We start from the raw sequence: 24,033 nt of genomic DNA on the forward strand, positions 1-24,033 counted from the left end.
ACCCCTTTACAGATTAATCGGTTTAGACAGCACCTGGTCAATGATACCGTATGCTTTTGCCTCTTCCGCTTCCATGAAGAAATCCCGGTCAGTATCACGTTCGATTTTTTCGAGGGGCTGACCCGTACGCTCTACATAGATTTGATTCAGCTTAGCACGTGTTTTGATAATCCAGTCCGCATGAATCAGCATATCGGAGGCTTGCCCCTGAATGCCACCGAGCGGCTGATGGATCATGACTTCACTGTTGGTAAGTGCGTATCTCTTGCCTGGTGCACCCGCTGTTAGCAGCAACGACCCCATACTTGCAGCCATGCCTACACAGATCGTCGATACGTCCGGCTTAATGAATTGCATTGTATCATATATACCCATGCCCGCAGTTACAGAACCGCCTGGCGAGTTAATGTACAAATTAATATCCTTCTCTGGATCTTCCGCAGAAAGGAACAATAGCTGTGCAATGACGAGATTGGCGACATCGTCATCAATCGGGCCACTTAGGAAAATAATACGATCCTTAAGCAACCGCGAGTAAATATCGTAAGATCGTTCTCCTCGATTCGTTTGTTCCACAACCATAGGGACGAGACTCATCACGACCAACCTCTTTTCTTTATTAAAATGAACACCTGTATTCATCCGCTTCCTTATGTCCCATTAAAACGGAAGCAGCAAGCATGAAACGTGAACACCTTACAAAATATTTTAACATGTTCAGAGTCTCGTGTCATATTTGCATGCGCTCATATATGCAGTGCGGGCTGTTTAAAGTACACTCTGCCGAGACCTTCTCATATTTAACCATGTTTCGTATGTATGTGCAAATATACGGTAGTGACTTATGTAAAACAAGAAAACACGACTCACAGCACTTTCCATAAACGACTAAAATTTGGGTTACCAAAGGTAAAAATAAGGCACGTAACTTTCACTACGTGCCTTATCCCTATCTAATTGCTACGTTGCAGCTTGTTACAGCATACTCCGTATATTTATCGTCTGAATTATTCAGCAGCTTCAACTGGCGCTTCTACTTCTTTGCTGTTTTCCACCAACAAAGCAATTGTTTTGCGCAGTGAAATTTCTTCTTTCAGGTTAGCGAACGAGCCGTTACCTTCCAGAATGCTGCGGATTTCCTCAACTGAACGTTTGTAAGCTTCAGCCATGTTTTTCAGTTCTTCATCAATTTCCGCTTCGGAAACTTCGATGTTTTCTGCTTTAGCCACTTGCTCCAGCACGAGATTGTTACGTACGCGCTTCTCAGCATCAGCTTTCATTTGCTCTTCCAGGTCTTCCTTGCTTTGACCAGAGAATCCGAGGAACATTTCAAGGTTCATACCTTGGCTACGCAAACGGTTGTCGAAATCGCGAACCATGTTTTGCACTTCGCTCTTCACCATTGCTTCAGGAATGTCGATTGTTGCATTCTCAGCAACTTTCTCCACTACAGCACCCTCACGGGCTGCTTTAGCTTCGTTTTCCTTACGATCCAACAATTGCTTTTTCAAGTCTTCCTTGAATTCAGCCAGTGTGTCAAATTCGCTTACATCTTTAGCAAATTCATCGTCCAGTTCAGGAAGAACTTTGCGTTTCAGTTCGTGAACTTTCACTTTGAATACCGCTTGTTTGCCAGCGAGGTCAGCAGAATGGTAGTTCTCAGGGAACGTTACTTCAACGTCCTTGGAATCGCCAGTGTGCAAACCAACCACTTGCTCTTCAAAACCAGGGATAAATGTGTTAGAGCCCAGTTCCAAAGAATACTTCTCAGCTTGTCCGCCTTCGAACGGCACACCGTCCACGGAACCGTCGAAGTCAATAATAGCTGTATCACCGGATTGAGCAGCATCTTCATCAACGACAACCAATTCAGCATGACGTTGTTGCAGGCGCTCCAGTTCTTGAGCCAATTCTTCGTCGCTTACTTCGAGTTTGCTTACAGGCACTTCTACGCCTTTGTAATCGCCCAAAGTCACTTCAGGTTTAACAGTAACCTTCGCTTTGAACTTGAAAGATTCGCCTTTAGCAAATTGATCAATTTCAACGTCAGGGCTGTCAACCGGGAAGATGTCCGTTTGCTCTACAGCTTGGCTGTAAGCTTCTGGCAACAGGATGTCAATTGCATCCTGGTACAGACTTTCAATACCATAGCGTTTTTCAAAGATAGGACGTGGTACTTTACCTTTACGGAATCCTGGTACACTTACTTGTTTTGCCACTTTATTAAAAGCTTTGTCGAGTGCAGCGGCTACACGATCCGCGTCAACCTCAACTTCAAGAACCCCAAGGTTCTTCTCTATTTTCTCCCAAGTTGCTTTCATTTTATGCTTTCCCCTCCAACAAAATCTTCACTTAGTTTTCATTACAATCAACGCACACAAAATAACCACTATAGTATATCTAACATTACTGTCTTTTTCAAGAGCAGCCCTTTGAATGCTTCACAGGTAAACGTTTCCGGTCATTAAGGAGTGTTCATTCCCGCCGCTACGAATAGTCGCATCGAGCGATACGCCTGCTCAAAACGGAAACGCAACGCATCTGTAATGCCATATATAGCACGGGTTTCTTCCTCATTATTATTTCCGTTCAAACTTTCCGAAACTGTCTGGTGGAGTGCTGCAGCCCAAATATCCGGCATTCCGTCCTCTTCCACCAACATTGATCTATAATCTTTCGTACCGTATACTGCCATCACAAACTGTGACCACAGCTCCTGTGCAAAATAGAATAGTGTAGGCTCGTGCACCTCAGTCTGATCGGCCACCCGTTCCAAAATACGCATAATCGACTCTGGAAAATCACCTGGCTGTAACGGAACCGTTTCAATGTCGATTTCCGCTTGTTCATCACCCCGTCTGATTTCTATCGTCCCTTCCGTTCCGCGTCGTCGCATGGTCTGTAGAACACGGAATTGAAGTAAAGGATGGATTTCCCGTTCCGTAATCCAGCGAAGCAAGGCATCGTCGATTTCTGGGAGTTCCAGATAGGACAACTGCTCCAATGCTAAAATCGTCTGTTCGGATAAGGGTTCATCCATAGCCATCCGCAACAGCTTGTTGCCGTAGCCTGCATCCTGCTCCTGCTTAAAGCGTGCATGACGGCGAGCTAACTCTACTTCACTGACTTCTTCTTCCACAGCGTCCGTTACCGCCCCGCTGTCAGCGTACTGTGGAAATGCAGCTTCCAGCCATTGTAATAGAGCGTTCCATTCATCGTATTGCTTCTGCTCCTGTCCCTGACACTGCATTAAAAAACGCAGCATCGCCATCGCCTCTCCGTAACGTTCGTTTTCAAGCATCACAGTAAGTTGAATTTGATAATAGTCCAGTGTCTTCGGAAACAATACAATATTATTTTCTTTTGTCGTCACCTTGGAGTCCTTTATTCAAGGCACCCCCTCTCCTTCGCAAGCTCAAGTATTTGTAGATTATATGAGAAACAGTAGCCGAAGTCCAACCACTCGTCTTACACATATTCACCTGTATTCTAACATACCCTTTTATAAGGCAAAAAAAACTACGTCTACTCAGAATTTATGCTGTATAAAGCTTAAATAAGCGATATATGCAAAATAAGACTTGAATTTCTTTTATCCATATGATATATTAATATTCGCTTGAATTTTATGTCCCAGTAGCTCAGCTGGATAGAGCAACGGCCTTCTAAGCCGTCGGTCGGGGGTTCGAATCCCTCCTGGGACGTCATAACAAGATGCTTCCATAATGGAGGCTTTTTTTGTTCTCATGAGATAAACCACGGGGGAACGTCGGGCCATCGGCATCGTTAGCCTATACTTCGCAGTCGACCATAGGAGAGTTCTCTCCTGATATATTACACCAAAAAAAGCTTCCGCAAGGGAGCTTTTTTTCATTATAAATAATGTAGAAAGAGTAGTCTGCCCAACGCTACTTTAGGCGCTGGTTTCAAGTCTCTACTCTTTCAAAAAAACGCAGAAATTGCTATCATCTATCATGTTGCACCATTTTTAAGTAAAGGAGGTAGACTGACTCCCTTGACTACGAATAACCTCCAAAAGTCGCGGGAAATTCATCGTTTTCTTGCCACTTTGCTTTCTATATTAGGTACTGGATTGGGTATGTTTTATCTCGCCATTCCTTCCTATATGATTGGAGGAGCGGCTCTTATCATCACACAGGGAATTCTGATCTATTTTACAATGTTTTCACTCGGATACCTGCTTATTATCTCGGGACCGTTGGCCATTCTTTTTCACATTTTAGGCATTGTTTTTACAGTACGATCTTTTCAAATTCCACACCATGCGGAGAGAGCACCGACAGGTGTATCCTTGCCATCCAAATGGCGCACTTTACTCAGTCTCGCTTTAGGAGCTACACTTCTACTTCTTGCAGTCACAATGAAATACGTAGATATTATCGAGCCTTTTACACAAACAGGTGAAAATAAACGCAACGTAGCCGCAGAATCAGAGCAATATCTGGAGCAGAAATATGGAGAGGACTTTCAAATTCAAAATATTAGCTATCATAGTATTCCCTTCACTGAATATACCATGGAGGCGATCTCTAATCGTCATCCTTCCGTCCTCTTTAACATGACCAAGCGTCCTTATGATGATGTCCCATTTAGAGAAAATTATCTTAACGCCCTTTGGGAGAGTCAACTGGACATGAAGCTCAAACCCGTTATACAAAAGCTATACGATGATTCAGCCGCTGTTCATTCTGGAGTGCAAGAAGGGAACACGGATAAAATGATCAAAGAATACGACGATTTTAAACTGAATCCCAAAGCGGTCGGCGATCAGTATATTCGTATAATTGTATTCGAGGATCTAACTGACTCAGGATTGCCATTGGAAAAAGAACGAGTATTACAAACCGCGAAAGTTCTCAAGACAGTGTTGGCCGGAAATAAAGCCTCATTAGATATCGAATACTTCCCTTCGACTATGAATACCAAACGAAACCTTAAGGCAATAGAAATAAACGATTATATGTTTGGTCAGGACCATTTTGATGAAAAGACCTATGAAGTCCAGATAGAAGACATTTATAAACTTGTGTCAACAAAGGATATACAAATCACATCGCTTGACCGCGTGAATTAGCAAGGAGATTAATCAAATGAAATTAATATCTTGGAATGTAAATGGCTTAAGAGCCTGTGTGACCAAAGGGTTTTATACTTATCTAAAAGAAACAAATGCCGATATTTTTTGCGTACAGGAAACGAAGCTTCAAGAAGGTCAAATCCTCATGGAGAACATGGAGGAATACACACAATACTGGAATTATGCTGAGAAAAAAGGATATTCCGGCACGGCTATTTTCACCAAAATCAAGCCGCTCTCTGTGCATTATGGACTTGAAGAAAATGAAGAACCGGAGGGCCGAACCATTACTTTGGAATTCGAAAAATTTTATCTCGTCAATGTGTACACACCAAATACCAAACGGGACTTATCCCGACTGCCCTACAGACTGGAATGGGAAGACCGTTTTCGCAGCTACCTGCAACAACTGGATGCTTTGAAGCCTGTCATCGTTTGTGGAGACTTGAACGTAGCTCATCAGGAGATCGACCTCAAAAATGCCAAAGCTAACTACGGAAATGCCGGATTTACGCCTGAGGAACGGGAACGCATGTCACAGCTGCTAGACGCCGGATTTATAGATACCTTCAGATACTTTTATCCTGACCGGACGGATGTTTATTCCTGGTGGTCCTACATGCTAAAGGTGAGAGAAAGGAATATCGGCTGGCGGATTGATTACTTCCTCGTCTCGGAGAGACTTCGTCCGCTATTGATGGATGCGAGCATTGATTGTCATATTACAGGCAGTGACCACTGTCCTGTGATATTGGAGTTGCAAGATATTTCAGCATAGCCCCCCCTGCCTGGCACAAGGATTTATGAAGTCTTAAAAAGCCGTCATGCTCTGTTATTGCAGCATGACGGCTTTAATTAATGGAGCTATTTCCCCAAATATACCTCGATACGGGAAATCAACCGCTCTCTCACATCTTGCGCCTCTTTTTGATCTAATACAGCCTGGCTTATCGTCTTCTTTTCGCCACTGGCGTAATGCAGTACATACTGGGTCACTATGCATTCCGGTGCATAAGTATCCTTGCGATCCGTATTAAAATAAGTCACCTGGCAGCTTCCGAGAAAACAGAAAGATAGCTCACCTGTAGCTGTGAACAGCCAGCCTGGCAGCTTGGGCTCCAGTCTCAAGGATAGGCCCCTATGATCATAGCCAAACGGTTGCCCGCCGGTCATCATCCATATCCACATATGAATAAATTCTGCCGTAGATCCGCTCAGCCTCGCAATATATCCCGTTCCATGCAAACTTGCATCAGGATTAGCAATACTAGCAATAAAGGAGCTGTTCTCCAGCGTGCTTCTTCCGTAGACCTCTGGGTCCATAAAAGGCGGTAATGCTTTTTTAATGTCTGAAAAAAATTCAGTGTATAGACCCGCCCTTAAGCATTCAAGTAAATATTTATATTCCATATGCATAAATATAGATTCATTTTCCAGCCAACCCGGTGTAAAAGCTCTGGAACGACCGAGTTCGAATGGCTGCCCCGCCAGACTTTCATTCACCTTATACATGCCCAGCTTCCTGTCGTAAAGTCCACTCTGCCTGATTTGCCGATACAGCTTCTGCCCATTTACAATGTCACCAACCACTTTCATAGCCCGGGTCGGTCCCTCCAGAAAATATGGTGTATCCTTACGTTCGAAGGAATGTATGTTTACGAGCTTGTCCCCGCAGTCATCCTCCTGTACCTCGAATTCTCTGGCTTCATAATAAAAGAAGGTTGGGTATATTCCCTCACCGATAAGCAGAGCCTTATCCATCCCCTGTTGGAGCTTACGTTCAGCCTGGCGCAAAAACACCAGCACATCATCAAACGCTAGCGGTGTCTCTACCCCTTCAAATCCAAAACGAACTGTTTCTCGATACGCTTCTCTAGCATCCGAAATTCGTGACCAGAAGCTGTAATCCTTGCTTTCATTCCTGTAATCAGCCTCATCAGAAGCGTGGTAGTATTCCTCCATTGTGAGCCTCAGCTGTTGGATCAACTTAGCAACTTCTCGCGGCAACCGTAGCACAGAATCGCCCGAAAGCTTCACCTGTGCATTTATTAAAAATCTTACGAGTCGCTGTAATTCACACAGTTCACTGAATCCAGAAGCAAACAGCCCCGGAAGTCCGTTCATGGAATCATTCCATCCCGGCTTGCCCGCCTCCATCTCAATTCCCAAGCCCTCCGGGTCCAGCGTGGACAGCTTGATGGCTGCCAATGACAGCAGCTTTTCATATAAATTGGACTTATAAATCTCTCCGCTTCCATGTTCGGTTCGAACCCAATGAACATCGCGATCCCGGGCGTGCAGCTGAGCTTCTTTCTCCTTGCTCTCTACGACCGCCCCGTACTGACGGATACGTCCGTCCTTCATCTGCACGTATTTGTTTCGACGTGGCTGTACCCATGCCGGACTGTCGTAATACATGTACTCTCGGGTCGCGAGCAAGAGTTCCTCTTGTTTGTCCGGATAAATACTTAGATAACTTTCGATTAGATCCATGTTATAAGTCCAATGGTCGATCCAAAAACCTTCACCAAAATCAGCCTCATAGCATTGTTCGGAATGCTTGAGAGCTTCGGTTACAAACGTCTCAACCGTTTGCTTTAGCGCGATGTTGTCATGAATGATATGTTGAATCAGCTCACCCGGGGTGAACGACGATTGGAAAAAAGCACGCAAAGACGAATGATCTGCCACCTCCACCTGTCCTAGCAACGGTTCCAGCTCTCGTATTTGAAAGCTACACCCCTTTACAACAAGCGGATTATAGCCGTCTGGCTGAATCAGGCTCATAAACAAACGGATATTGAAATCTCCTACGCCGGGGTTAAACCACACATCATTTCTCCGGTTCTGGTTTGCATCGCGAAAATTACCATTTCCTTGAGAATAATATCCCGCCTGGAGCTTAAAGAAATTATAGTCCCGTTCCAGATCCCCATGCTTGCGCGAAAATACATGATATACAAATGGTTGCTCGGTGCCGTTATCCAGCAGCAATGGATAACCACCGCGTAACAGGTTATCCAGATAGTTCTGACGGCAGTATTCGTCAAATAACGGAATGGATGTCCGCGTTGCCATTTCATCCGTCAACTCTTCGATCAACGCTTTGGCTTCCTCCGCCTTCCGCTCAATATAAGACATGGTTGCAATTTCCGTAATCCGTTCATTAATAGAGTGAATATCATTCACATGCCCGATGATCGTACAGTGATTGACGGCAGTACCTGCCGCTAGTCGTGCTGTGTAGCCGCTAAACCCACAAGGCACTTTATTCGTCGTCACAGGCTGCTGTGAAACCAAGTCTTCGACGCGTGAATGGATAAAGCGATCCGGGAAGGTCAGTGCCGTATTTTCACCAAATATTACGGACGGATCGACAATTGGACTCAATAGCCTGGTCTTGCCCTCCTCCTCCACAAAGCTGTACATAAAATGTCCCGCTTCAATTTGATGAATCTCACTTGTATCCGCTGTACTTCCACGTACCTTATAGTAAGGAATGCTGTTGTTGAGATTATACACATCCATCCAGCTTTTCAGTGTATGTCCAAGCTCCTTGTATGCCCCATTATCAATACCGAAGGGCAACACGGCAGGCATGCCGTCCAGCACCTCCAGTTCAAGCTCTTGAGCGGAATGATTGACAATCTCCACCTTGCGCACCAAAGCAGCGTAACTTTCATGAGGAAGCGTGAAATATTGCACACGCACCTCAAGACCTGCGTCTGGATTGGAGCTATGTATTTCCAGCATGTGGCGGGATATCAGCATTTTTTGCTGTTCACGCTTCATAGGATGCACAGCCGAAAATGGCTCCACATAGTTCCACTCCCCCTGCATCTTCACCTTTAAAAACGTTCGAAAGCCATGTATCGGCACGAGACTATAGCTGCGGTTGGCCGGGAAAAACTCCATGATTGCTCCATTCTTATCCTCCACACCAAAGCTCGCAATTCCTTGTCCACGATTAACATAATATGCCCACAGAGGAATCCCATGAACCCCAGCAATACCGGGTAGAAAACTGGAAAAGGGCTTGACCTGCGCATAATTCTCAATCACAAAACGTCCTTGATCGTCAAAATAATACTGCTGCATCGTATCCCCCTTTTCTATTTAAAACCCGTTATTCGCCATCACTTGTTTGAACCACAGCGCACTTTGTTTGGGAGTCCGTTCCTGTGTGTCGTAATTGATGTGTATAATACCGAAACGTTTGCTGTATCCCCAGGCCCATTCAAAGTTATCGAGGAACGACCAGACAAAATAGCCCTTAAGCTGACCTCCCTCCCCAATAAAGCGATGGCATGCCTTTAAATGTTCCTCAATGTAATGCTGACGCTCAATGTCCTCAATCTTTCCATTCACCAGTTCGTCCTTCATCGCTGCTCCGTTTTCCGTAATCAGGATAGGTAATCCCTTGGTAAAATCCTTCTCAATCCGCGTTAGCAGCTTATAAAAGGATTCAGGGTGAATCTCCCATCCCATATCCGTTACCGGTTCCTCTATGGAAATCTGCTCGACCTGAAGCAACGAAGCGTCTGTAGTCGCTTGAATGATACTGCGGGCGTAGTAGTTGATGCCCAAAAAATCCCCTGGCTGCTGAATCAGCTCCATATCACCAGGCTGTACAAAATCCAATCCGTTCAAGTGCCCCCCGTACCATTCCACCATATCCTCAGGGTATTTCCCGTTAAACAATGGCTCGGCAAACCAACGATTAATAAAACCATCCCGCCGGACAGCAGCGGCTACATCTTCGGGGTGTTCAGAGGCTGCATCGACATGCTCCATGTTTAGCGTAATACCGATGTTGCCCGTCAGGCCCTTTTCCTTGTGTAAGTTCATGGCTATCCCGTGACACATCAGAATATGATGAGCGGCAGTAAAGGCTTCCCTCCAGTTCTCGTGGCCGGGGGCATGCTCGCCTGTACCATAGCCCAAAATAGAGGCGCAGTAGGGCTCATTTATCGTATTCCACCAGCTTATACGCTGTCCAAATCGATCCATGATTACAGAGGCATACGTTTTAAAATGTTGGATAATCTCTCGCTGCGTCCAACCGCCCTCGTCCTCAATCCACTGCGGTAGATCCCAATGATACAGCGTCAGCATTGGAATTAACCCGGCCGACTCAATCTCATCCAGCAGACGCTCATAGAAGAGTAGCCCCTGTTCGTTAACCACGCCGGGTGCGGGAATAATGCGCGGCCAGGCCACGGAAAAACGGTAATGTAAAAAGCCAAGTTGCTTCATTAATTGCACGTCTTCCTTAAAGCGGTGAAAATGGTCACAAGCCACATCTCCGCAGTCCCCTCCTATCACCTTCCCGGGTGCTCGACAGAAAGTATCCCAAATAGAAGGCGTTCTCCCTTCCTCATCCACGCCACCTTCAATTTGATAAGAAGAGGTCGAAGTTCCCCACATAAACGTGGTGGGGAATGTATAGGTATTCTCACTCATACTCGGTATCATCCTTTCAGGAATCAAGACTTCACAGCTCCGGCCATTGCACCGCCGACAATAAAGCGCTGGAGGAAAATATACAAAATCACGAGCGGTAGTGTAACAATCAGAATGCCGCAAGCGAGCAGCGGCCAGTTGTTCATGTATTGTCCGTAGAAGGAGAACAATCCCTTGGTCACTGGCTGATAAGCAGGATCAGACAAATAAATAGTAGGACCTATAATGTCGTTCCACGCCCCAATAGCTGTCAAAATAATGCCTGTCGCCAACACCGGCTTCATCAGCGGGACAAGAATCGTAAACAAATATCGTGAATATCCGCACCCGTCCATTGCAGCCGCTTCATCCAGCTCTCGGGAGACAGACTTGATATACCCTACAAACATCAGGAAGGCGATGCCGGTACCTGTTGTTTTCAGTAAGATAAAACCAAGCTGTGTATTGTAAAGTCCCAGACTATTAATAAGAGCAAATTGCGGAATCAGAGGATTCGGGAGATACATAGATATCAGGAAAAACACATAAAAGAAGGTACTGAACTTAACGTATCCCCGTGCCAACGGAAAAGCTGCGAACACGGATATAATCAGTGTTAATAACGTAGATACGCCTGTATACAAAATGCTATTCCACATGTATTGAGAGAAGTTCCCTTTCTCCCAAGCATCCATGAAATTTTCCAAATGTAGACTCTTGGCTAGAGCTACAGGATTCATCAAATACTCACTTTGAGTCTTCATGGATACATTAAAAAGGTAAAAAAGAGGGAACACATATAACGAAAGCATGAGCAGTACGATGATGTAGCTCAGTATTTTGGTCCCTTTGGTACTGCTCATTACATTTCCACCTCTCTTCTACGTAAGTAATACAAGGCAATCATCGATACTGTAAATACGAACACGAACTGGATCATAGCAACTGCGGAAGCAAGGCCGTAATCTGATGTCCCAGAGCCAAAGGCTGTGGCATATACATCAAACGCAAGTGTCGTCGTGTTGAATTTACCACCTGTCAGCACATAAATAATGTCAAAGGTCTGCAAGGCGCCGATAATGGACAGCAGCATATTGACGGTAAAGGACGGTGCAATCATCGGAAAGGTAATATTTTTGAACGCTTTCCATCCAGAGGCACCGTCCATATACCCTGCTTCATATAAGTCACTGGGGATAGATTGGAGTCCGGCTAAGAAAATAGTCATCGAGTAACCCATATACATCCAAATTTGCACAAAAATAATCAACTCAAATGCAATATTGTAATCCCCGAAGAAGTTAGAGCTCGTTCCAAAAAAGTTCATCAAGGCTTGCGCAGGACCCCCAAGCGGATTGGCAAGCAGCTGCCAGATCAGGCCGGATACCGTTACCCCGAGTACAACAGGGAGGAAAAATACAGAGCGATATAACATATCCCCTTTAAGCTTTTTATTAATCAGGACGGCCATGAACAGCCCTACCGCATTTTGAATTACAACCACCGCTACGGCAAAATACAAGGAACGTCCTATAGAAGCGAGACGATCTCCAGAATCGGAGGAGGTGAAGAAAGTTGTGTAATTCTCGAATCCGATAAAACTCCATGTCTGTCCCGGAACCCCGGTAGCATCTGTAAAGGAAAAAAGCACCGTTACCATAGAGGGTCCAAAACCAAGAAGCAAATAGAGCAGAACCGGTATACCCAGCAAAAGATAGGGCATTATCCGGGCCGCACCCTTTCCGAAGGGATACATGTGCCTCACACCTTTTTACATTATTTAAGGTCTTGCAGTTGCCCAATTGTTTTCCTGTAAAATCTATGCATTATTTAGGAGCAGCCGCATCCCAGTCAGCCTGAGATTTCTGAGCAAGTTCCAAAGGCGTCTTTATCGGACCAGCAGGAGCCAAGAATTCTGCATGTGCACTGGCATCCTTAACGTATTGCCCAGCATTCTTACGGTTGATAAACAACTGATCCCAAGAGAGCTTGAAGTTTTCAAGTGACGGCTGAATTTCAGCAACAAAATCACTTTTTATCTTCACATCAGGCTGTGTTGGCAAAAATCCAGCAACGTTCACGAAATCGGTATAGTTCTGCTTCTCAGAAAGCATTTCAAGCCATTTAATCGCATATTCCTTATTCGGTGATTTTTCCAGAACCATCCATGTCATATCGTATTTTCCTGCTAGATTTTTATTTTTGGCAGGATCATTACTACCTGGAATCGGGAAATATCCAAATTTCATCTCTGGATTGGCTGTCTGAATCGTAGTTGCATCCCATGTACCATCCGCAATCATGGCCACACGACCTGAAGCAAACAAGCTTGGCAAGGTTCCATAGTCAATCCCCATAAATCCACTAATGGCGTTGTTCATCAAAATTTGTGATTTTTCCAAAACCTCGAGCTGGACGGGGTCTGTCAGCTTCGTCTTACCTGTCCACAACCCTTTGATATATTCCAGCTGATCATCATGGATAGAGGCTTGAAGCCCTTGGACAGCAAGGTTAATAGGCCATACATCCTTACCGCCAAAACCAAGCGGTTCTACGCCATTATCCTTGAGCACCTTCATCACATTCACCAGTTCGTCCCATGTCGTTGGCACAGTAAGATTATATTTTTCAAAAATCTCTTTGTTGTAAAACAGACCTGTCAGGGCCACCTTTCCCATGTTTACACCGTATACTTTGTCGTTGTAGGTCATGGCATTTTTGACATCTGTAGGATTATAGTTTTTGATAAAAGCTTGATCCGACAGATCTGCAATGAGTCCTCCCTCAATCCACTGCTTCCACATCGGATCAGCTGCTCCCTTAGACCATTCCTGCGGTGCGCCTACGAAGCTGAATTTCAAAGGAATAATGTCTGCATCACCGGTTGAACCAGCATTCATACGCGTTTGCATCAGTTGATCATAAGTTGAATCAGCAGGAACCGTCGTATACTCCACCTGAACATCGGGATACTTCTCTTCAAACTTTTTATTAAATTCCTTTATATAGTTATTAATATTTTCTTGCTGCCAATGAATAATCTTTAACGTGACCTTTTTATTCCCGTTCTGTCCAGCTTCACCACCTTTGCCGCAAGCAGCCAATACCACTATTAAAGCGGTTACAACAAGTAAAGAAAAACACTTTTTCAGCATTGCAAAATTCCCCCTGTACTCTTAGAATAAATGCATTCACTTTTACGAAAGCGGTTTAGTTAATTACAGCTACTATTATGTATCGGATAGCCTGTATTTGTAAATAGAGAATTGTAAATTATCAAATAAAACATAAATCACCGTTATTACTCCTTGAAATATTAGGCAATATCCTTTATTCACACTGTTGACTCACTTCTATGAGGTAGCATAGAATACGAGTAATCATTAAGTTTGAAAAGCAAAGTCAATTTAACTAAATCAGTTTAGTTACGGAGGATTCCATGAATATAAAAACAATAGCTAGCATGGCAGGCGTTTCAGTGGCAACGGTTTCGAAAATCATTAACAATTACACGGACATCAGTGAGGAAACCCGGCAGCGGGTACTTAAAATCATGGAGGAAACAGGCTATAGACCCTCCTCCTCGGCTAAAACGCTTGCTACCAAAAAATCTAATCTGGTAGGCGTTATATTTGCCGGCAAGCTGAATGTTGATTTTAGTCATCCTTTTTTTGTAGATATCATTAATGTCTTCAAAAAACAGATTGGCTTGCTCGGTTACGATCTGCTGTTTTTTTCAAATGAGAAATTTCTGGATAATGGAGAGGACTATTTGGCTCGCTCGAAATATTTTTCAGTGGACGGGTGCATTATTATTGCTGGAGATGAGGTGGAGAAGAGTGTTTTTGATCTCGACGCCAGCCCTATCCCCTGCATCGGTGTCGATATTGAGCTAACCGGAGCTAGTTCCTGCTATATCATGTCCGACAATCAGAAGATTTCAATGAAGGTTATTGAGCACTTTTACATGAATGGATACCGCGAAATGGGTTTTATAGGCATTGAACGCCCCTCCTTGGTTATTAAAGAGAGAGAGGAGGCTTTTATTGCTTCACTAAAACGGTTTAGTCTTGATGTCAGACCTGAATGGATCGTGTATGGTAAGGACTACGCGGCAGAAGATGGATACCAGATCGCGAAGGCGTGGATACAGCAAGGAAATTTACCAAAAGCTATTTTTGCGGCTACCGACTTACTTGCTTTTGGTGCCATACGTGCTTTCAAGGAAAGCGGCTTGAGGGTACCCGAGGATATTGCTGTAGTGGGATGTGATGATATAGAAGCCTGTCGTTATACCGAACCTCCACTGACGACGGTAAAACAAGACAAGCAAAAAATAGGCCGTCTAGCCGCTATGGTGCTGTTTGACCTGATGAATAAACAAATGGACACGAAATGTATTAAAGTAGAGCCGGAACTAGTCATTCGTAGCTCCTGCGGAGCCCGGCAACATTGGAACCATACGAAGGTCAAGAGTTAGCATATGCCTTAAAAAAGATGACTTCTGATAAATTCAGAAGTCATCTTTTTGCAGTTTAATATTCAGAGACCCAACGCTTAATCTATTACTTGTAGGCCATCGTCGCATTCACAGCCTTTTTCCAGCCTTCATACAAGCTTTCACGTGTTGATTCATCCATATCCGGGGCAAAAGAGGTTTCCACCCTCACCCGCTTGCGAAGTTCATCCGTGCTCTTCCAATATCCAATAGCCAAACCTGCCAGACATGCAGCCCCCAGTGCCGTCGTCTCATGGATAACTGGCCGCTCCACTGTTGCATCCAAAATATCGCTCTGGAATTGCATCAGAAAATTGTTCAATACAGCTCCTCCATCCACCCGCAGCGTCTTCACTGCAATACCTGAATCAATCACCATGGCTGTAAGCACATCCTTGGTCTGATAAGCAAGTGACTCCAATGTGGCGCGAATAAAATGCTCCTTCGTGGTCCCGCGTGTCAAACCGAACATCGCTCCGCGCACCTCGCTATCCCAGTAGGGGCTGCCCAGTCCGACAAAAGCGGGTACAAGATACACTCCTTCTGTAGACGAAACACGGGCGGCATAAGGCTCACTGTCCTTCGCTTCACGGAACATACGCAGCCCGTCTCGCAGCCACTGGATCGCCGACCCCGCTACAAACACACTCCCCTCGAGTGCATATTGTACTTTGCCTTCCTCCAGTCCCCAAGCGATGGTCGTAATCAGGCCGTGCTTGGATTCAACAGGCTGATTCCCCGTATTCATCAGCATGAAGCAGCCTGTGCCGTAAGTATTTTTGATCATCCCTTTTTCGTAACATGCCTGACCAAACAAAGCTGCCTGCTGGTCACCTGCTGCACCGGCGATTGGTACATTCTGACCAAAGAAATGATAATCCACGGTGTGCGCATATACCTCGGAAGAAGGTCTTACCTCAGGTAGCATGATTTTCGGAACACCCAGAATGTCCAGCAGCTCTTCGTCCCACTTTAGTTCATAAATGTTGTACATCAGCGTCCTAGCTGCATTGGAGTAGTCTGTTACATGTGCCGTTCCGCCGGATAATTTCCAGATCAGCCACGAGTCAATCGTACCGAATAACAGGTCACCTCGTTCTGCCTTTTCCCGAGCGCCCTCCACATGGTCCAGTATCCACTTTACTTTAGTGCCTGAAAAATACGGGTCGATCAACAGCCCTGTTTTGCTGTGAAACAGCTCCTCGTGCCCTTGCCGCTTCAATTCTTCACAGATGTCCGAGGTTTGGCGTGATTGCCATACGAGTACGTTATACACAGGCACTCCTGTATTTTTGTCCCACACAGCCACCGATTCTCGCTGATTGGTAATGCCGATGGCAGCCACTTGATTTGCTTTTACACCGGATTCGGAAAGACAGGAGGCAATGACTCCGAGAATAGAGCTCCAGATTTCATTCGCATTCTGCTCTACCCAGCCGGGATGAGGAAAATATTGTGGAAATTCTCGCTGAGCCGAGTACACTACATCTCCTTCGCTATTGAACAAAATCGCTCTTGAGCTTGTCGTTCCCTGATCTAGTGACAAAATATATTTTCCCATTGTTCATCTCTCCCCGTGTAAATCCATCGTTTTTACGCTGTAAGTTTGTGATCCGTTTTATGATTTTTATAAGTACGACTCATACGGAAGGTAATCAAGAGTACAATCACGATGATCCCTAGTAAAATCCAGAAAGCCGGAGTCACACTCCCCTTAAAAACAGCCTGATAAAATAGCCCTGCGAAAGATCCACCCAACAGCGGCCCTACAATGGGCACCCAGGCATATTTCCAATTGGATGCTCCCTTACCGGGAATCGGTAGTAAATAATGCATCAGACGCGGCCCAAAATCTCTCGCTGGATTGATGGCATAGCCCGTTGTGCCTCCAAAGGATAAACCGATACTGACAACCAAAAAACCCACAATCAGCGGTTTCAAGCCCCCTGTAAATGAATTGGCACCAAATGACTGCAGAGCAAGAATAAAGATGAAAGTACCTATCATTTCACTAAGAACGTTGGCAAATGGATGATCAATAGCCGGTCCTGTCGCAAATACACTGAGTTTGGTTGCTGTGTCCTCCGTCTCTTTCCAGTGAGGCCAATAATGCAAAACCACGATTATCGCACCCGCCATGGCCCCGAGAAGCTGAGCCACAATATAGCCGGGAACGTCCTGCCACGGAAAAATGCCCTGAAATGCCAACGCCAGTGTCACTGCCGGATTCAAATGCGCTCCGCTGATTTCACCCACTGCATACACCCCAATAGCAACCGCGAGCCCCCATCCCATTCCAATCACAATCCAGCCGGAAGCGTGAGCAAATGACTTTTTCAGGGACACCCCTGCGCACACTCCGCCACCTAGGGCAATAAGAATCATTGTCCCTATGAATTCGGCTGCGTATGGCGACATACAACCTACCTCCTCAATAGATCATCCGATTTCGATCGCTTTCATCGCGCAAAAAAAGAAAAGCCATCACAAACCAACCCTGTGCTGTACCATGGGTGTCTGCGTGGCTCTCTTGTCTCCGTCACGATTATTAACTTAAATTTGATACTATATAAGCATGTAAGCGATGTCAACTACGGATTTACGTCTTTTCATAGCTTAAAATAATCGTTGACCATGTTAGTTTCTCCGATTTATGATGTAAAAAAATGGTTTAATGTAAGGGTTTCAGGATGAATACGACACTCCCAAACTCGATGAAGAAGGGAAGAATGTTATGCTGAAATTTCTGCAAAAAATCGGCAAGTCGTTAATGCTTCCAGTAGCCACTCTACCCGCCGCAGGGATTTTGCAAGGATTAGCACTGATTAATTATGAAACGGATATACCACTTGGTCCCGGAGTTGGCGGATTTCTGAATCATTATGTCACTCCTTTTCTGAACGAGGGGGCGGGGGCCATCTTCGGTAACCTTGCGCTCATTTTCTCCATCGGTGTTGCCATTGGTCTGGCAGGCGACGCAGTAGCCGCATTATCGGCAGTCATTGCCTATATGGTGCTGACCCGTATTTTGGCGGCAGTGCCGGGTATATTTGCATATATTCCAGACGACGTCAAGCTGGACATGGGCGTATTGGGTGGTATTTTTATCGGTGGATGGTCTGCTTTTCTGTTTAAAAAATATCATAATATTCAACTTCCAGATTGGCTTGGATTCTTCTCAGGCAAACGTTTTGTCCCCATGATCACCGCCTTTACGACCATGATTCTGGCCATTCTGCTCGGTATGATCTGGAGTCCGATACAAGATGGGATTGCAGTCTTCGGCAACTGGATTGTCGGCTTTGGCGGAATCGGATCAATGATATTCATGATTGCCAATCGGCTGCTGATCCCACTCGGTTTGCATCATGTGTTGAACTCGATCGCTTGGTTTCAAATTGGTGACTACACCAATGCTGCCGGTGAGGTCGTTCATGGTGACCTGACGCGTTTTTTCGCAGGCGATACATCGGCGGGTATATTCATGTCCGGCTTCTTCCCCATTATGATGTTCGCTCTGCCAGCAGCAGCCCTCGCATTCATTCATACGGCCAAACCGGAAAAACGTAAAGCCGTCGCTTCCATTTTCATCGGTTCTGCACTGGCATCGTTCCTGACCGGAATTACCGAGCCCCTCGAATTTTCGTTTATGTTCATTGCACCATTGCTTTACGGCGTTCATGCTCTGCTGACAGGCCTGAGCGGCCTGGTCGTATACCTATTGGATGTCAAACTCGGCTTTTCTTTTTCAGCAGGACTCATTGACTATCTGGTCAATATGAAACTCTCCACCCACCCATTGCGAATGATCCCGGTCGGGCTTGTCTTCGCCCTCATTTATTACTTTCTGTTCCGATTCATCATTCTCAAATTCAACCTAAAAACTCCTGGGCGTGAAGATGATGTAGAAGACGGTCTCCTGTCTGAGGCTAACGAATCTGTACCCATTGGAAAGGCAAGCGCCACATCCGACACTCAGTCCAGTCAGGCAGGCAGAATACTAACCTATCTCGGCGGTTCAGACAATATTCAAAGCATTGATGCCTGCATCACACGGCTGCGTCTTGTCGTCAAAGACGACAAAGCGGTTAATGATCAAGCTCTCAAGCAGCTCGGAGCATCGGGAATCATCAGGCTTGGTAACGGTACCCTGCAGGTTATTTTCGGGACTCGGTCCGAAATTCTGAAAGATGAAATACAGCGATTGATGTAAGTAAGTTCAGGTTCACAAAAAGGGTATCTCTTCAATCATCGAGATACCCTTTGGGGTTGCCGTCAATACGCCAATAACTTAGATACGCCTAAATTATGATGTCATATATGCATTGTTATCTGTATTATTTCTTTTAGGCATTTATCTTAGATCGGTGCTTTGCGCTCTTTTTTGTTTCAACAATAACCATTCACGACATACCTTTACCTTTATCTGCGCAAAGGCATAGACGATGCCGAAGGAGCATGCTACAGTCGTCAGATAAACCAAAAGCAGTGCCACAAATAAAGGAAGCTGACTTACCAAATCACCGACCAAGCGCAGCACGATGACCAAAATAAATACGTTCGCTGTAAAGGCCCGGTACGCATAAGTAGATAACCATTTGTAATAGGGAAGTGAACGGGAATTTACGCTGATCAAATGTCTTGCCAGCATGTAAATCAGGAAAATCACTACCAAGCTGTACAAGGTCATGGACGGCTTCAGATAAATCAGATTTCCGAAGGACATATCCTCAAATCCAAAACCGAAAAATTCGTGATTTGTCCAAATGAGAATAAGAAGCATTACCGGAATGAGTATGAACTGAATCCGGCGAAGCACTCCGTCGAACTGTTTCTTATATACCCAAGCGATTCCACCTAGTAAAGCATAAATAAAATAACTAACGAAAAAGCGGTCAAGGTAACGCAGACTAATCGCATATGCTCCTTGGAATACGAAGGTATCGTACATCCATAGCCACGCTCCGAAGATCACGAAGCTCACAATAAGCAGCGGAATGACCCGCTTAGGCTTAGCCAAGTATTTGTAGCAGATGAAAATAAGGACTGGCATCAGCAATTGAAATTGCAACATCATCACCGTGTACCAAAACTGTGATGATGCATTACCGAGCACAAATGACTCGATGAGCGTCCGGAATGATGCAACGTGCTGATTAACCTGAATTTCCGGGAAGAAAATTAAGCCAGCCGCTGCCCACAGTAAATAAGGGATCACGAGCTCCCCGAATTTTTCCTTGTAAAAATGGGATACCTTCGTATGCTGATTATTTTTCACCATCCCATATACAATGGCAAAAATAAAGACTGGCGCAGTATACTTTACTATATTGAAAATGACGCCTAATAAGGCTAGGTTATCGTTAGTGTGTGCATACTTCAGAAACATCCCCAGAACGCTTTGCAAGATCGCTCCGCTGACGGCAAACACCTTTAAGATGTCGCTCTCATTAATATTAATATTCCGCTCTTCAGTGTTTTCCATAATACGCACTTCCCCTTTGACAGCTTGCCTGAAGCCAAATGGTCGTGCATTCCTCCCTTTTGCCGTTGATTATAGCTCCTTATTGCCAAGGATTACGAACGAGCTTGGGACCCGAAGAAGTTCGCAGCACCACAGTGCTGGCCCGTCTCTCAAGAATTTCGCGCAGGACGTAGGCACCGTCTCTTGTCTCCAATTGAATGTCAATTCGAACACCCAGATGCTCCAACTTGTGCACAAGTCTTTCAACTACTGCATAATCAATAACCTCTGAACCATCTATAACAAGGTCAAGATCACTCGTTTCCTTCACAGTCGGGTATTGCGTTACTATTTCGAATCCTGCGCTCCCCGCTGGCCCCCAGCGCCAATCCGCCATCATTTCTGCTAACAAGTCCATCAACTGAAGAACAGGCTGCTGCCGTCTCTCTGTAGGCAAGGAGTTCCACATCTGACGTTTCACTATCGCATAGGGAGACACGAGCTGGGACACCCCCTTCGGGTCCAGGAATGCAGCTTCCCGTTGATTTCGCTCCTGTCCACGTACTCCGACGGGAATACAACCATCCGCCGACGGATCGGCTCGGCGAACGACCACAAAGGGGGTCCGCCTCAGCGAGGCGGTTACCCACTCCTTGTCTTCATATAAGGAGAGATATTTCAAATTGGACACTTCAATCAGATCATGTGGATGGATTACCATTGCTCCAAAAGCGCATCTCGAACGCCACGGGTTGCAGTCCGCCCGCCCGCCATAGCTTCCTTGGTCTGCAATCGGAAGCTAAGGTCGCGGGGCGCTCCTTTTGTACTCTCGATTGCCTCGGAAACGGTCTTTTCCACGATGGCTACATCACTACTCTGTGGATCGTCTGCATGGATACCGCTCAGCATCTGATATAATGCCCCCAGAGTACTGTAGCTACTAACATCGTAGGCCATAGCTGGAACTTTCTTGGTAGCTTCTTCAAGCTCGGCAATCGTCCGCTTGGTAATCCGAGCAGCAGAAGCCTTGGACATGGCCTGAATATTGACCTTGCTGTCATCCAGTGCGATCAAACGATTCGATTGCAGCCCATGCGCGAGGAAGCCCCCGGAAATCGCGTTACCGACAATCACACCGATAACTGGATGGCCTTCTAATCTAGCGGTTGCGTAAGCATCTGCACTTGCAGCCAGGGCAAGACTGATACCGACCATTTCTTCCTTATAGCCATAGGCTTGACTGGGTACATCAATGATGGCAATGATCGGACGTTTGGTTTCTTTTTTCTCATCTTGACGGATTGCGTCCCTGATGATTTGAGCCACCGTCCAGCCTTCAAGCATACCAACCTCACCGTTTCTGACACGCGGGAATCGGTTGGAGGCATTCGGAACAATGGCGATATATCTGCACAGTTGTCCGTTCTTATCCACGTCTGCCGCAAGCACTGAAGGAACATCGCTGATTGGGTGAGCAATGCCCGTCAAGCGGGAGAACCAGCGATAACCTCTACTATCCGACATGTCGGCCGCACCCTCTTTTGCCAGCGGGACAGGCTGCTGCACAGGCTGTATCTGCGTGTAAAATTCGCGATAGCGCTCAGGTGTCCAAGCTTCTGTAGGATCAAGAGTGTTTAACAGGGTCAGATAGAAATCGATTTGCTCTGTTTTAGCAGGCTTCGCCGGTGCCTTGAGCGCAGTATCAATCGCTTCGACAACTGCATCCGTCGTATCTTCCACCATTTCGTCAATCAATCCGGTTTGGAAGCGCTGGTTAGCTCCGATTGTGTTCCAAATCAAGGCTTTGTCGCTTGCATCGAACTCCATGACCCCTGCTTCCTGCTCAATGACCTCCGGCCCGTTCAGACCGAGGCGCGCTTTCTTCGTAGCAATCAGAGTGGTAAACAATTCTGCAGTAATGGACATTCCCCCAAATGCCCCTACGCGGCCCGGGATCAGTCCGATAACAGGAACGTATTTACGCAGGGCAACGATCTGGGTAGCAATCTCCGAAATCGACAACAATCCATAGTTCGCTTCCTGTAGCCGAACACCCCCTGTATCGAAGATCATGACGGGATATAGTTTGTTCCCTCTCTTATTCTCTTCCAGTGCCAGTTCGAGCGCTCCGGAAATTTTGGCCCCGCTGACTTCTCCAATCCCCCCTCCTTGAAAAGCGCCTTCCATCGAAATGATCAAGACCTTCTGTTTGTGTATTTCGCCAAGAGCCAGAATAATCCCGTCGTCGCTCTGAGGAACAATGCCTTGCGGCTCTAGGTGGGGGGATTGGATTTTGTCTAACGGCCCAAGTATCTCACGGAAAGTCCCTTCGTCCAGCAGCGCTTTAGCTCTCTCGCGTCCATTCAGCTCCACAAAACTATTCTGCATAATCCAGCACCTCCAGCACTTGCGTAAATCTAAGCATTACTACACCCGGAGTAGCTCCGAAGTCATGAACTGTAATATTGGCAGTAATCGGATAACGGTTAAAAAAACGGGTCAGAACATTCTCCCATACTTGTTCAAATCCTTCACTGCCTGTTAAAATGCTGACGTTGGTGGTCTGGCCTTTTACAGGCTCTACAATAATCTCCAAATCTCCCGAACCGACAACACCGATATGTGCCGGCTTACAGATGGGCTTCGTAGTCTGGTATTGAAACTGTAATTTTTCCATCCTTCAGAAACACCTCCAATTAAAGTATCAATCGATTAGAAATAATGTGGCAGCTAGCAGATCGGCACTACCTCCGGGTGAGAGTTGTCTAACATTACAATACTCGGACAAGCGGTAGAGCAGCTTTCTGCCCGACTGGGTTCTTAATCCATCTGCTGCAAGGAAGGCTGCGGCCATACTCTGAATCGCCATCAGATCCGTCAACTGACCGCGGTGTAGGATGCAGGTATCATCCACACATGCCACCAAGGCCAATAAAGCTTCTAAGCGTGCTTCGACCTCTGTCTTCCCACAAGCCCTAGCGCGCAGCAAAGCAGGTAAAGCTTCGTCCCGGATGTGCGGAAAGCCTAGCTTCGCTTCTTCCTCTGCCCCCACTACCGCGTATTTCTTCTTAACCGTTCGTCCATTCGTCTGCTGCATCGGACGGTACCGGTCATGGAACGATGCAATTCTTCCTGCAATGCTCATAATCTGATGTGGGTCCCGCTCCCTTGGAAAGGCTGCCCGTGCACTTGTTAAAAGCCCAAGGGCCCAAATGGCACCCTTATGTGTATTGACACCGTTCGTTGCACTGAGCATCACCTTCTCGCCCTCCCGCCCGATTAGAGCGATCTGCTCACGCAAAGTCTGGTCCACCGGGTGAAGGTATGACACAATGGCTATTTCCCGAAACGTATCCTCCAATGCTCTTGCGGATGCAAGCATAAGATCGATGGACATATCAGTATGAGAGCCATTGTCTCTGGCATCGACAAGTCCAGGCTTGGGCGTAAGAAGAGCCTCTTCCATCAGTGCCTTTACAGCTTTGGCAGCCAGAGAAGCCGCGAAAGCTGAATGATTCATCGTGAGCATGG

General features: G+C 46.0%; 19 protein-coding genes and 1 tRNA gene. 5 read left to right on the forward strand and 15 right to left on the reverse strand.

Annotated features, from left to right (window positions below; all coding sequences use genetic code 11):
- Positions 1-6: 6 nt before the first annotated feature.
- From clpP to NLX82_RS16470, 3 genes are all read right to left on the reverse strand, one after another.
- Positions 7-597, reverse strand: a complete 591-nt coding sequence (clpP, locus tag NLX82_RS16460; protein ID WP_016324659.1) for an ATP-dependent Clp endopeptidase proteolytic subunit ClpP — start codon at positions 595-597, stop codon at positions 7-9.
- Between the two features lie 410 nt (positions 598-1,007).
- Positions 1,008-2,321, reverse strand: coding sequence for a trigger factor (gene tig / locus NLX82_RS16465; protein ID WP_028541569.1), 1,314 nt, complete (start codon positions 2,319-2,321; stop codon positions 1,008-1,010).
- 143 nt (positions 2,322-2,464) lie between these two features.
- Positions 2,465-3,373 carry a hypothetical protein gene (locus NLX82_RS16470; RefSeq protein WP_023989974.1) on the reverse strand — a complete coding sequence of 303 codons (909 nt, stop codon included), beginning with the start codon at positions 3,371-3,373 and terminating at the stop codon, positions 2,465-2,467.
- Positions 3,374-3,630: 257 nt separating this feature from the next.
- Between NLX82_RS16470 and NLX82_RS16475 the strand changes: the two genes are divergently transcribed.
- From NLX82_RS16475 to NLX82_RS16485, 3 genes are all read left to right on the forward strand, one after another.
- A tRNA-Arg gene (locus NLX82_RS16475) sits at positions 3,631-3,704 on the forward strand.
- Between the two features lie 311 nt (positions 3,705-4,015).
- Positions 4,016-5,095, forward strand: a complete 1,080-nt coding sequence (locus NLX82_RS16480; RefSeq protein ID WP_254348638.1) for a hypothetical protein — start codon at positions 4,016-4,018, stop codon at positions 5,093-5,095.
- Between the two features lie 16 nt (positions 5,096-5,111).
- A complete protein-coding gene (locus NLX82_RS16485; protein ID WP_023989976.1) occupies positions 5,112-5,876 on the forward strand; it encodes an exodeoxyribonuclease III in 765 nt (254 codons plus the stop codon).
- Between the two features lie 86 nt (positions 5,877-5,962).
- On the opposite strand, the gene NLX82_RS16490 is transcribed toward NLX82_RS16485, so the two are convergent.
- The 5 genes from NLX82_RS16490 to NLX82_RS16510 all read right to left on the reverse strand — a co-directional run bounded on the left by NLX82_RS16490 (position 5,963) and on the right by NLX82_RS16510 (position 13,695).
- Positions 5,963-9,196: a cellobiose phosphorylase gene (locus NLX82_RS16490; protein WP_254348639.1), complete on the reverse strand. Its 3,234-nt coding sequence runs from the start codon at positions 9,194-9,196 to the stop codon at positions 5,963-5,965.
- A gap of 18 nt (positions 9,197-9,214) precedes the next feature.
- Positions 9,215-10,561: a GH1 family beta-glucosidase gene (locus NLX82_RS16495; protein WP_254348641.1), complete on the reverse strand. Its 1,347-nt coding sequence runs from the start codon at positions 10,559-10,561 to the stop codon at positions 9,215-9,217.
- A 23-nt stretch (positions 10,562-10,584) separates the two neighbouring features.
- On the reverse strand, positions 10,585-11,403 hold the full coding sequence (locus NLX82_RS16500) for a carbohydrate ABC transporter permease (protein WP_028541564.1): 819 nt from the start codon (positions 11,401-11,403) through the stop codon (positions 10,585-10,587).
- Positions 11,403-12,296 carry a carbohydrate ABC transporter permease gene (locus NLX82_RS16505; RefSeq protein ID WP_254348643.1) on the reverse strand — a complete coding sequence of 298 codons (894 nt, stop codon included), beginning with the start codon at positions 12,294-12,296 and terminating at the stop codon, positions 11,403-11,405. The genes NLX82_RS16500 and NLX82_RS16505 overlap by 1 nt, the downstream gene beginning before the upstream one ends.
- A 70-nt stretch (positions 12,297-12,366) precedes the next feature.
- On the reverse strand, positions 12,367-13,695 hold the full coding sequence (locus NLX82_RS16510; protein WP_028541562.1) for an ABC transporter substrate-binding protein: 1,329 nt from the start codon (positions 13,693-13,695) through the stop codon (positions 12,367-12,369).
- Positions 13,696-13,979: 284 nt separating this feature from the next.
- Here NLX82_RS16510 and NLX82_RS16515 point away from each other — a divergent pair, with 284 nt between their 5' ends.
- Positions 13,980-15,020 carry a LacI family DNA-binding transcriptional regulator gene (locus NLX82_RS16515; RefSeq protein WP_254348645.1) on the forward strand — a complete coding sequence of 347 codons (1,041 nt, stop codon included), beginning with the start codon at positions 13,980-13,982 and terminating at the stop codon, positions 15,018-15,020.
- Between the two features lie 85 nt (positions 15,021-15,105).
- Here the strand turns inward: NLX82_RS16515 and glpK are convergent, their stop codons facing one another.
- Together glpK and NLX82_RS16525 are read right to left on the reverse strand one after the other, a co-directional pair.
- Positions 15,106-16,599: a glycerol kinase GlpK gene (gene glpK / locus NLX82_RS16520; protein ID WP_053325979.1), complete on the reverse strand. Its 1,494-nt coding sequence runs from the start codon at positions 16,597-16,599 to the stop codon at positions 15,106-15,108.
- Positions 16,600-16,631: 32 nt separating this feature from the next.
- Positions 16,632-17,456, reverse strand: a complete 825-nt coding sequence (locus tag NLX82_RS16525) for an MIP/aquaporin family protein (RefSeq protein ID WP_053325980.1) — start codon at positions 17,454-17,456, stop codon at positions 16,632-16,634.
- A 316-nt stretch (positions 17,457-17,772) separates the two neighbouring features.
- Between NLX82_RS16525 and NLX82_RS16530 the strand changes: the two genes are divergently transcribed.
- Entirely contained in the window at positions 17,773-19,251 is a 1,479-nt protein-coding gene (locus tag NLX82_RS16530) for a PTS transporter subunit EIIC (protein ID WP_028541559.1), read from the forward strand.
- Between the two features lie 141 nt (positions 19,252-19,392).
- Here the strand turns inward: NLX82_RS16530 and NLX82_RS16535 are convergent, their stop codons facing one another.
- From NLX82_RS16535 to NLX82_RS16555, 5 genes are all read right to left on the reverse strand, one after another.
- The gene (locus NLX82_RS16535; RefSeq protein ID WP_068941700.1) at positions 19,393-20,523 is read right to left on the reverse strand and encodes an acyltransferase; all 1,131 of its coding nucleotides are present in this window, start codon (positions 20,521-20,523) and stop codon (positions 19,393-19,395) included.
- 79 nt (positions 20,524-20,602) lie between these two features.
- The gene (locus NLX82_RS16540; RefSeq protein ID WP_068941702.1) at positions 20,603-21,223 is read right to left on the reverse strand and encodes a malonate decarboxylase holo-ACP synthase; all 621 of its coding nucleotides are present in this window, start codon (positions 21,221-21,223) and stop codon (positions 20,603-20,605) included.
- Positions 21,217-22,890, reverse strand: a complete 1,674-nt coding sequence (gene mdcD / locus NLX82_RS16545) for a biotin-independent malonate decarboxylase subunit beta (protein ID WP_254348647.1) — start codon at positions 22,888-22,890, stop codon at positions 21,217-21,219. Before mdcD ends, NLX82_RS16540 begins: the two co-directional genes overlap by 7 nt.
- Positions 22,880-23,179: a malonate decarboxylase subunit delta gene (locus NLX82_RS16550; RefSeq protein ID WP_023989989.1), complete on the reverse strand. Its 300-nt coding sequence runs from the start codon at positions 23,177-23,179 to the stop codon at positions 22,880-22,882. Before NLX82_RS16550 ends, mdcD begins: the two co-directional genes overlap by 11 nt.
- A 27-nt stretch (positions 23,180-23,206) precedes the next feature.
- The gene (locus NLX82_RS16555; RefSeq protein ID WP_023989990.1) at positions 23,207-24,031 is read right to left on the reverse strand and encodes a triphosphoribosyl-dephospho-CoA synthase; all 825 of its coding nucleotides are present in this window, start codon (positions 24,029-24,031) and stop codon (positions 23,207-23,209) included.
- Positions 24,032-24,033: the final 2 nt, after the last annotated feature.

Origin of the sequence: Paenibacillus sp. A3M_27_13, assembly GCF_024213315.1 — a bacterium.
Classification (GTDB): Bacteria; Bacillota; Bacilli; order Paenibacillales; family Paenibacillaceae; genus Paenibacillus; species Paenibacillus polymyxa_B.

What these genes read in the sequence shown, in the direction of transcription:
- NLX82_RS16485 (WP_023989976.1), top strand. Translation starts at nt 5,112, where the DNA reads ATGAAATTAATATCTTGGAATGTAAATGGCTTAAGAGCCTGTGTGACC.
- NLX82_RS16555 (WP_023989990.1), bottom strand. Translation starts at nt 24,031, where the DNA reads ATGCTCACGATGAATCATTCAGCTTTCGCGGCTTCTCTGGCTGCCAAA.
- NLX82_RS16540 (WP_068941702.1), bottom strand. Translation starts at nt 21,223, where the DNA reads ATGGTAATCCATCCACATGATCTGATTGAAGTGTCCAATTTGAAATAT.
- clpP (WP_016324659.1), bottom strand. Translation starts at nt 597, where the DNA reads ATGAGTCTCGTCCCTATGGTTGTGGAACAAACGAATCGAGGAGAACGA.
- glpK (WP_053325979.1), bottom strand. Translation starts at nt 16,599, where the DNA reads ATGGGAAAATATATTTTGTCACTAGATCAGGGAACGACAAGCTCAAGA.
- NLX82_RS16535 (WP_068941700.1), bottom strand. Translation starts at nt 20,523, where the DNA reads ATGGAAAACACTGAAGAGCGGAATATTAATATTAATGAGAGCGACATC.
- tig (WP_028541569.1), bottom strand. Translation starts at nt 2,321, where the DNA reads ATGAAAGCAACTTGGGAGAAAATAGAGAAGAACCTTGGGGTTCTTGAA.
- NLX82_RS16530 (WP_028541559.1), top strand. Translation starts at nt 17,773, where the DNA reads ATGCTGAAATTTCTGCAAAAAATCGGCAAGTCGTTAATGCTTCCAGTA.
- NLX82_RS16505 (WP_254348643.1), bottom strand. Translation starts at nt 12,296, where the DNA reads ATGTATCCCTTCGGAAAGGGTGCGGCCCGGATAATGCCCTATCTTTTG.
- NLX82_RS16515 (WP_254348645.1), top strand. Translation starts at nt 13,980, where the DNA reads ATGAATATAAAAACAATAGCTAGCATGGCAGGCGTTTCAGTGGCAACG.
- NLX82_RS16500 (WP_028541564.1), bottom strand. Translation starts at nt 11,403, where the DNA reads ATGAGCAGTACCAAAGGGACCAAAATACTGAGCTACATCATCGTACTG.
- NLX82_RS16550 (WP_023989989.1), bottom strand. Translation starts at nt 23,179, where the DNA reads ATGGAAAAATTACAGTTTCAATACCAGACTACGAAGCCCATCTGTAAG.
- mdcD (WP_254348647.1), bottom strand. Translation starts at nt 22,890, where the DNA reads ATGCAGAATAGTTTTGTGGAGCTGAATGGACGCGAGAGAGCTAAAGCG.
- NLX82_RS16495 (WP_254348641.1), bottom strand. Translation starts at nt 10,561, where the DNA reads ATGAGTGAGAATACCTATACATTCCCCACCACGTTTATGTGGGGAACT.
- NLX82_RS16510 (WP_028541562.1), bottom strand. Translation starts at nt 13,695, where the DNA reads ATGCTGAAAAAGTGTTTTTCTTTACTTGTTGTAACCGCTTTAATAGTG.
- NLX82_RS16490 (WP_254348639.1), bottom strand. Translation starts at nt 9,196, where the DNA reads ATGCAGCAGTATTATTTTGACGATCAAGGACGTTTTGTGATTGAGAAT.
- NLX82_RS16525 (WP_053325980.1), bottom strand. Translation starts at nt 17,456, where the DNA reads ATGTCGCCATACGCAGCCGAATTCATAGGGACAATGATTCTTATTGCC.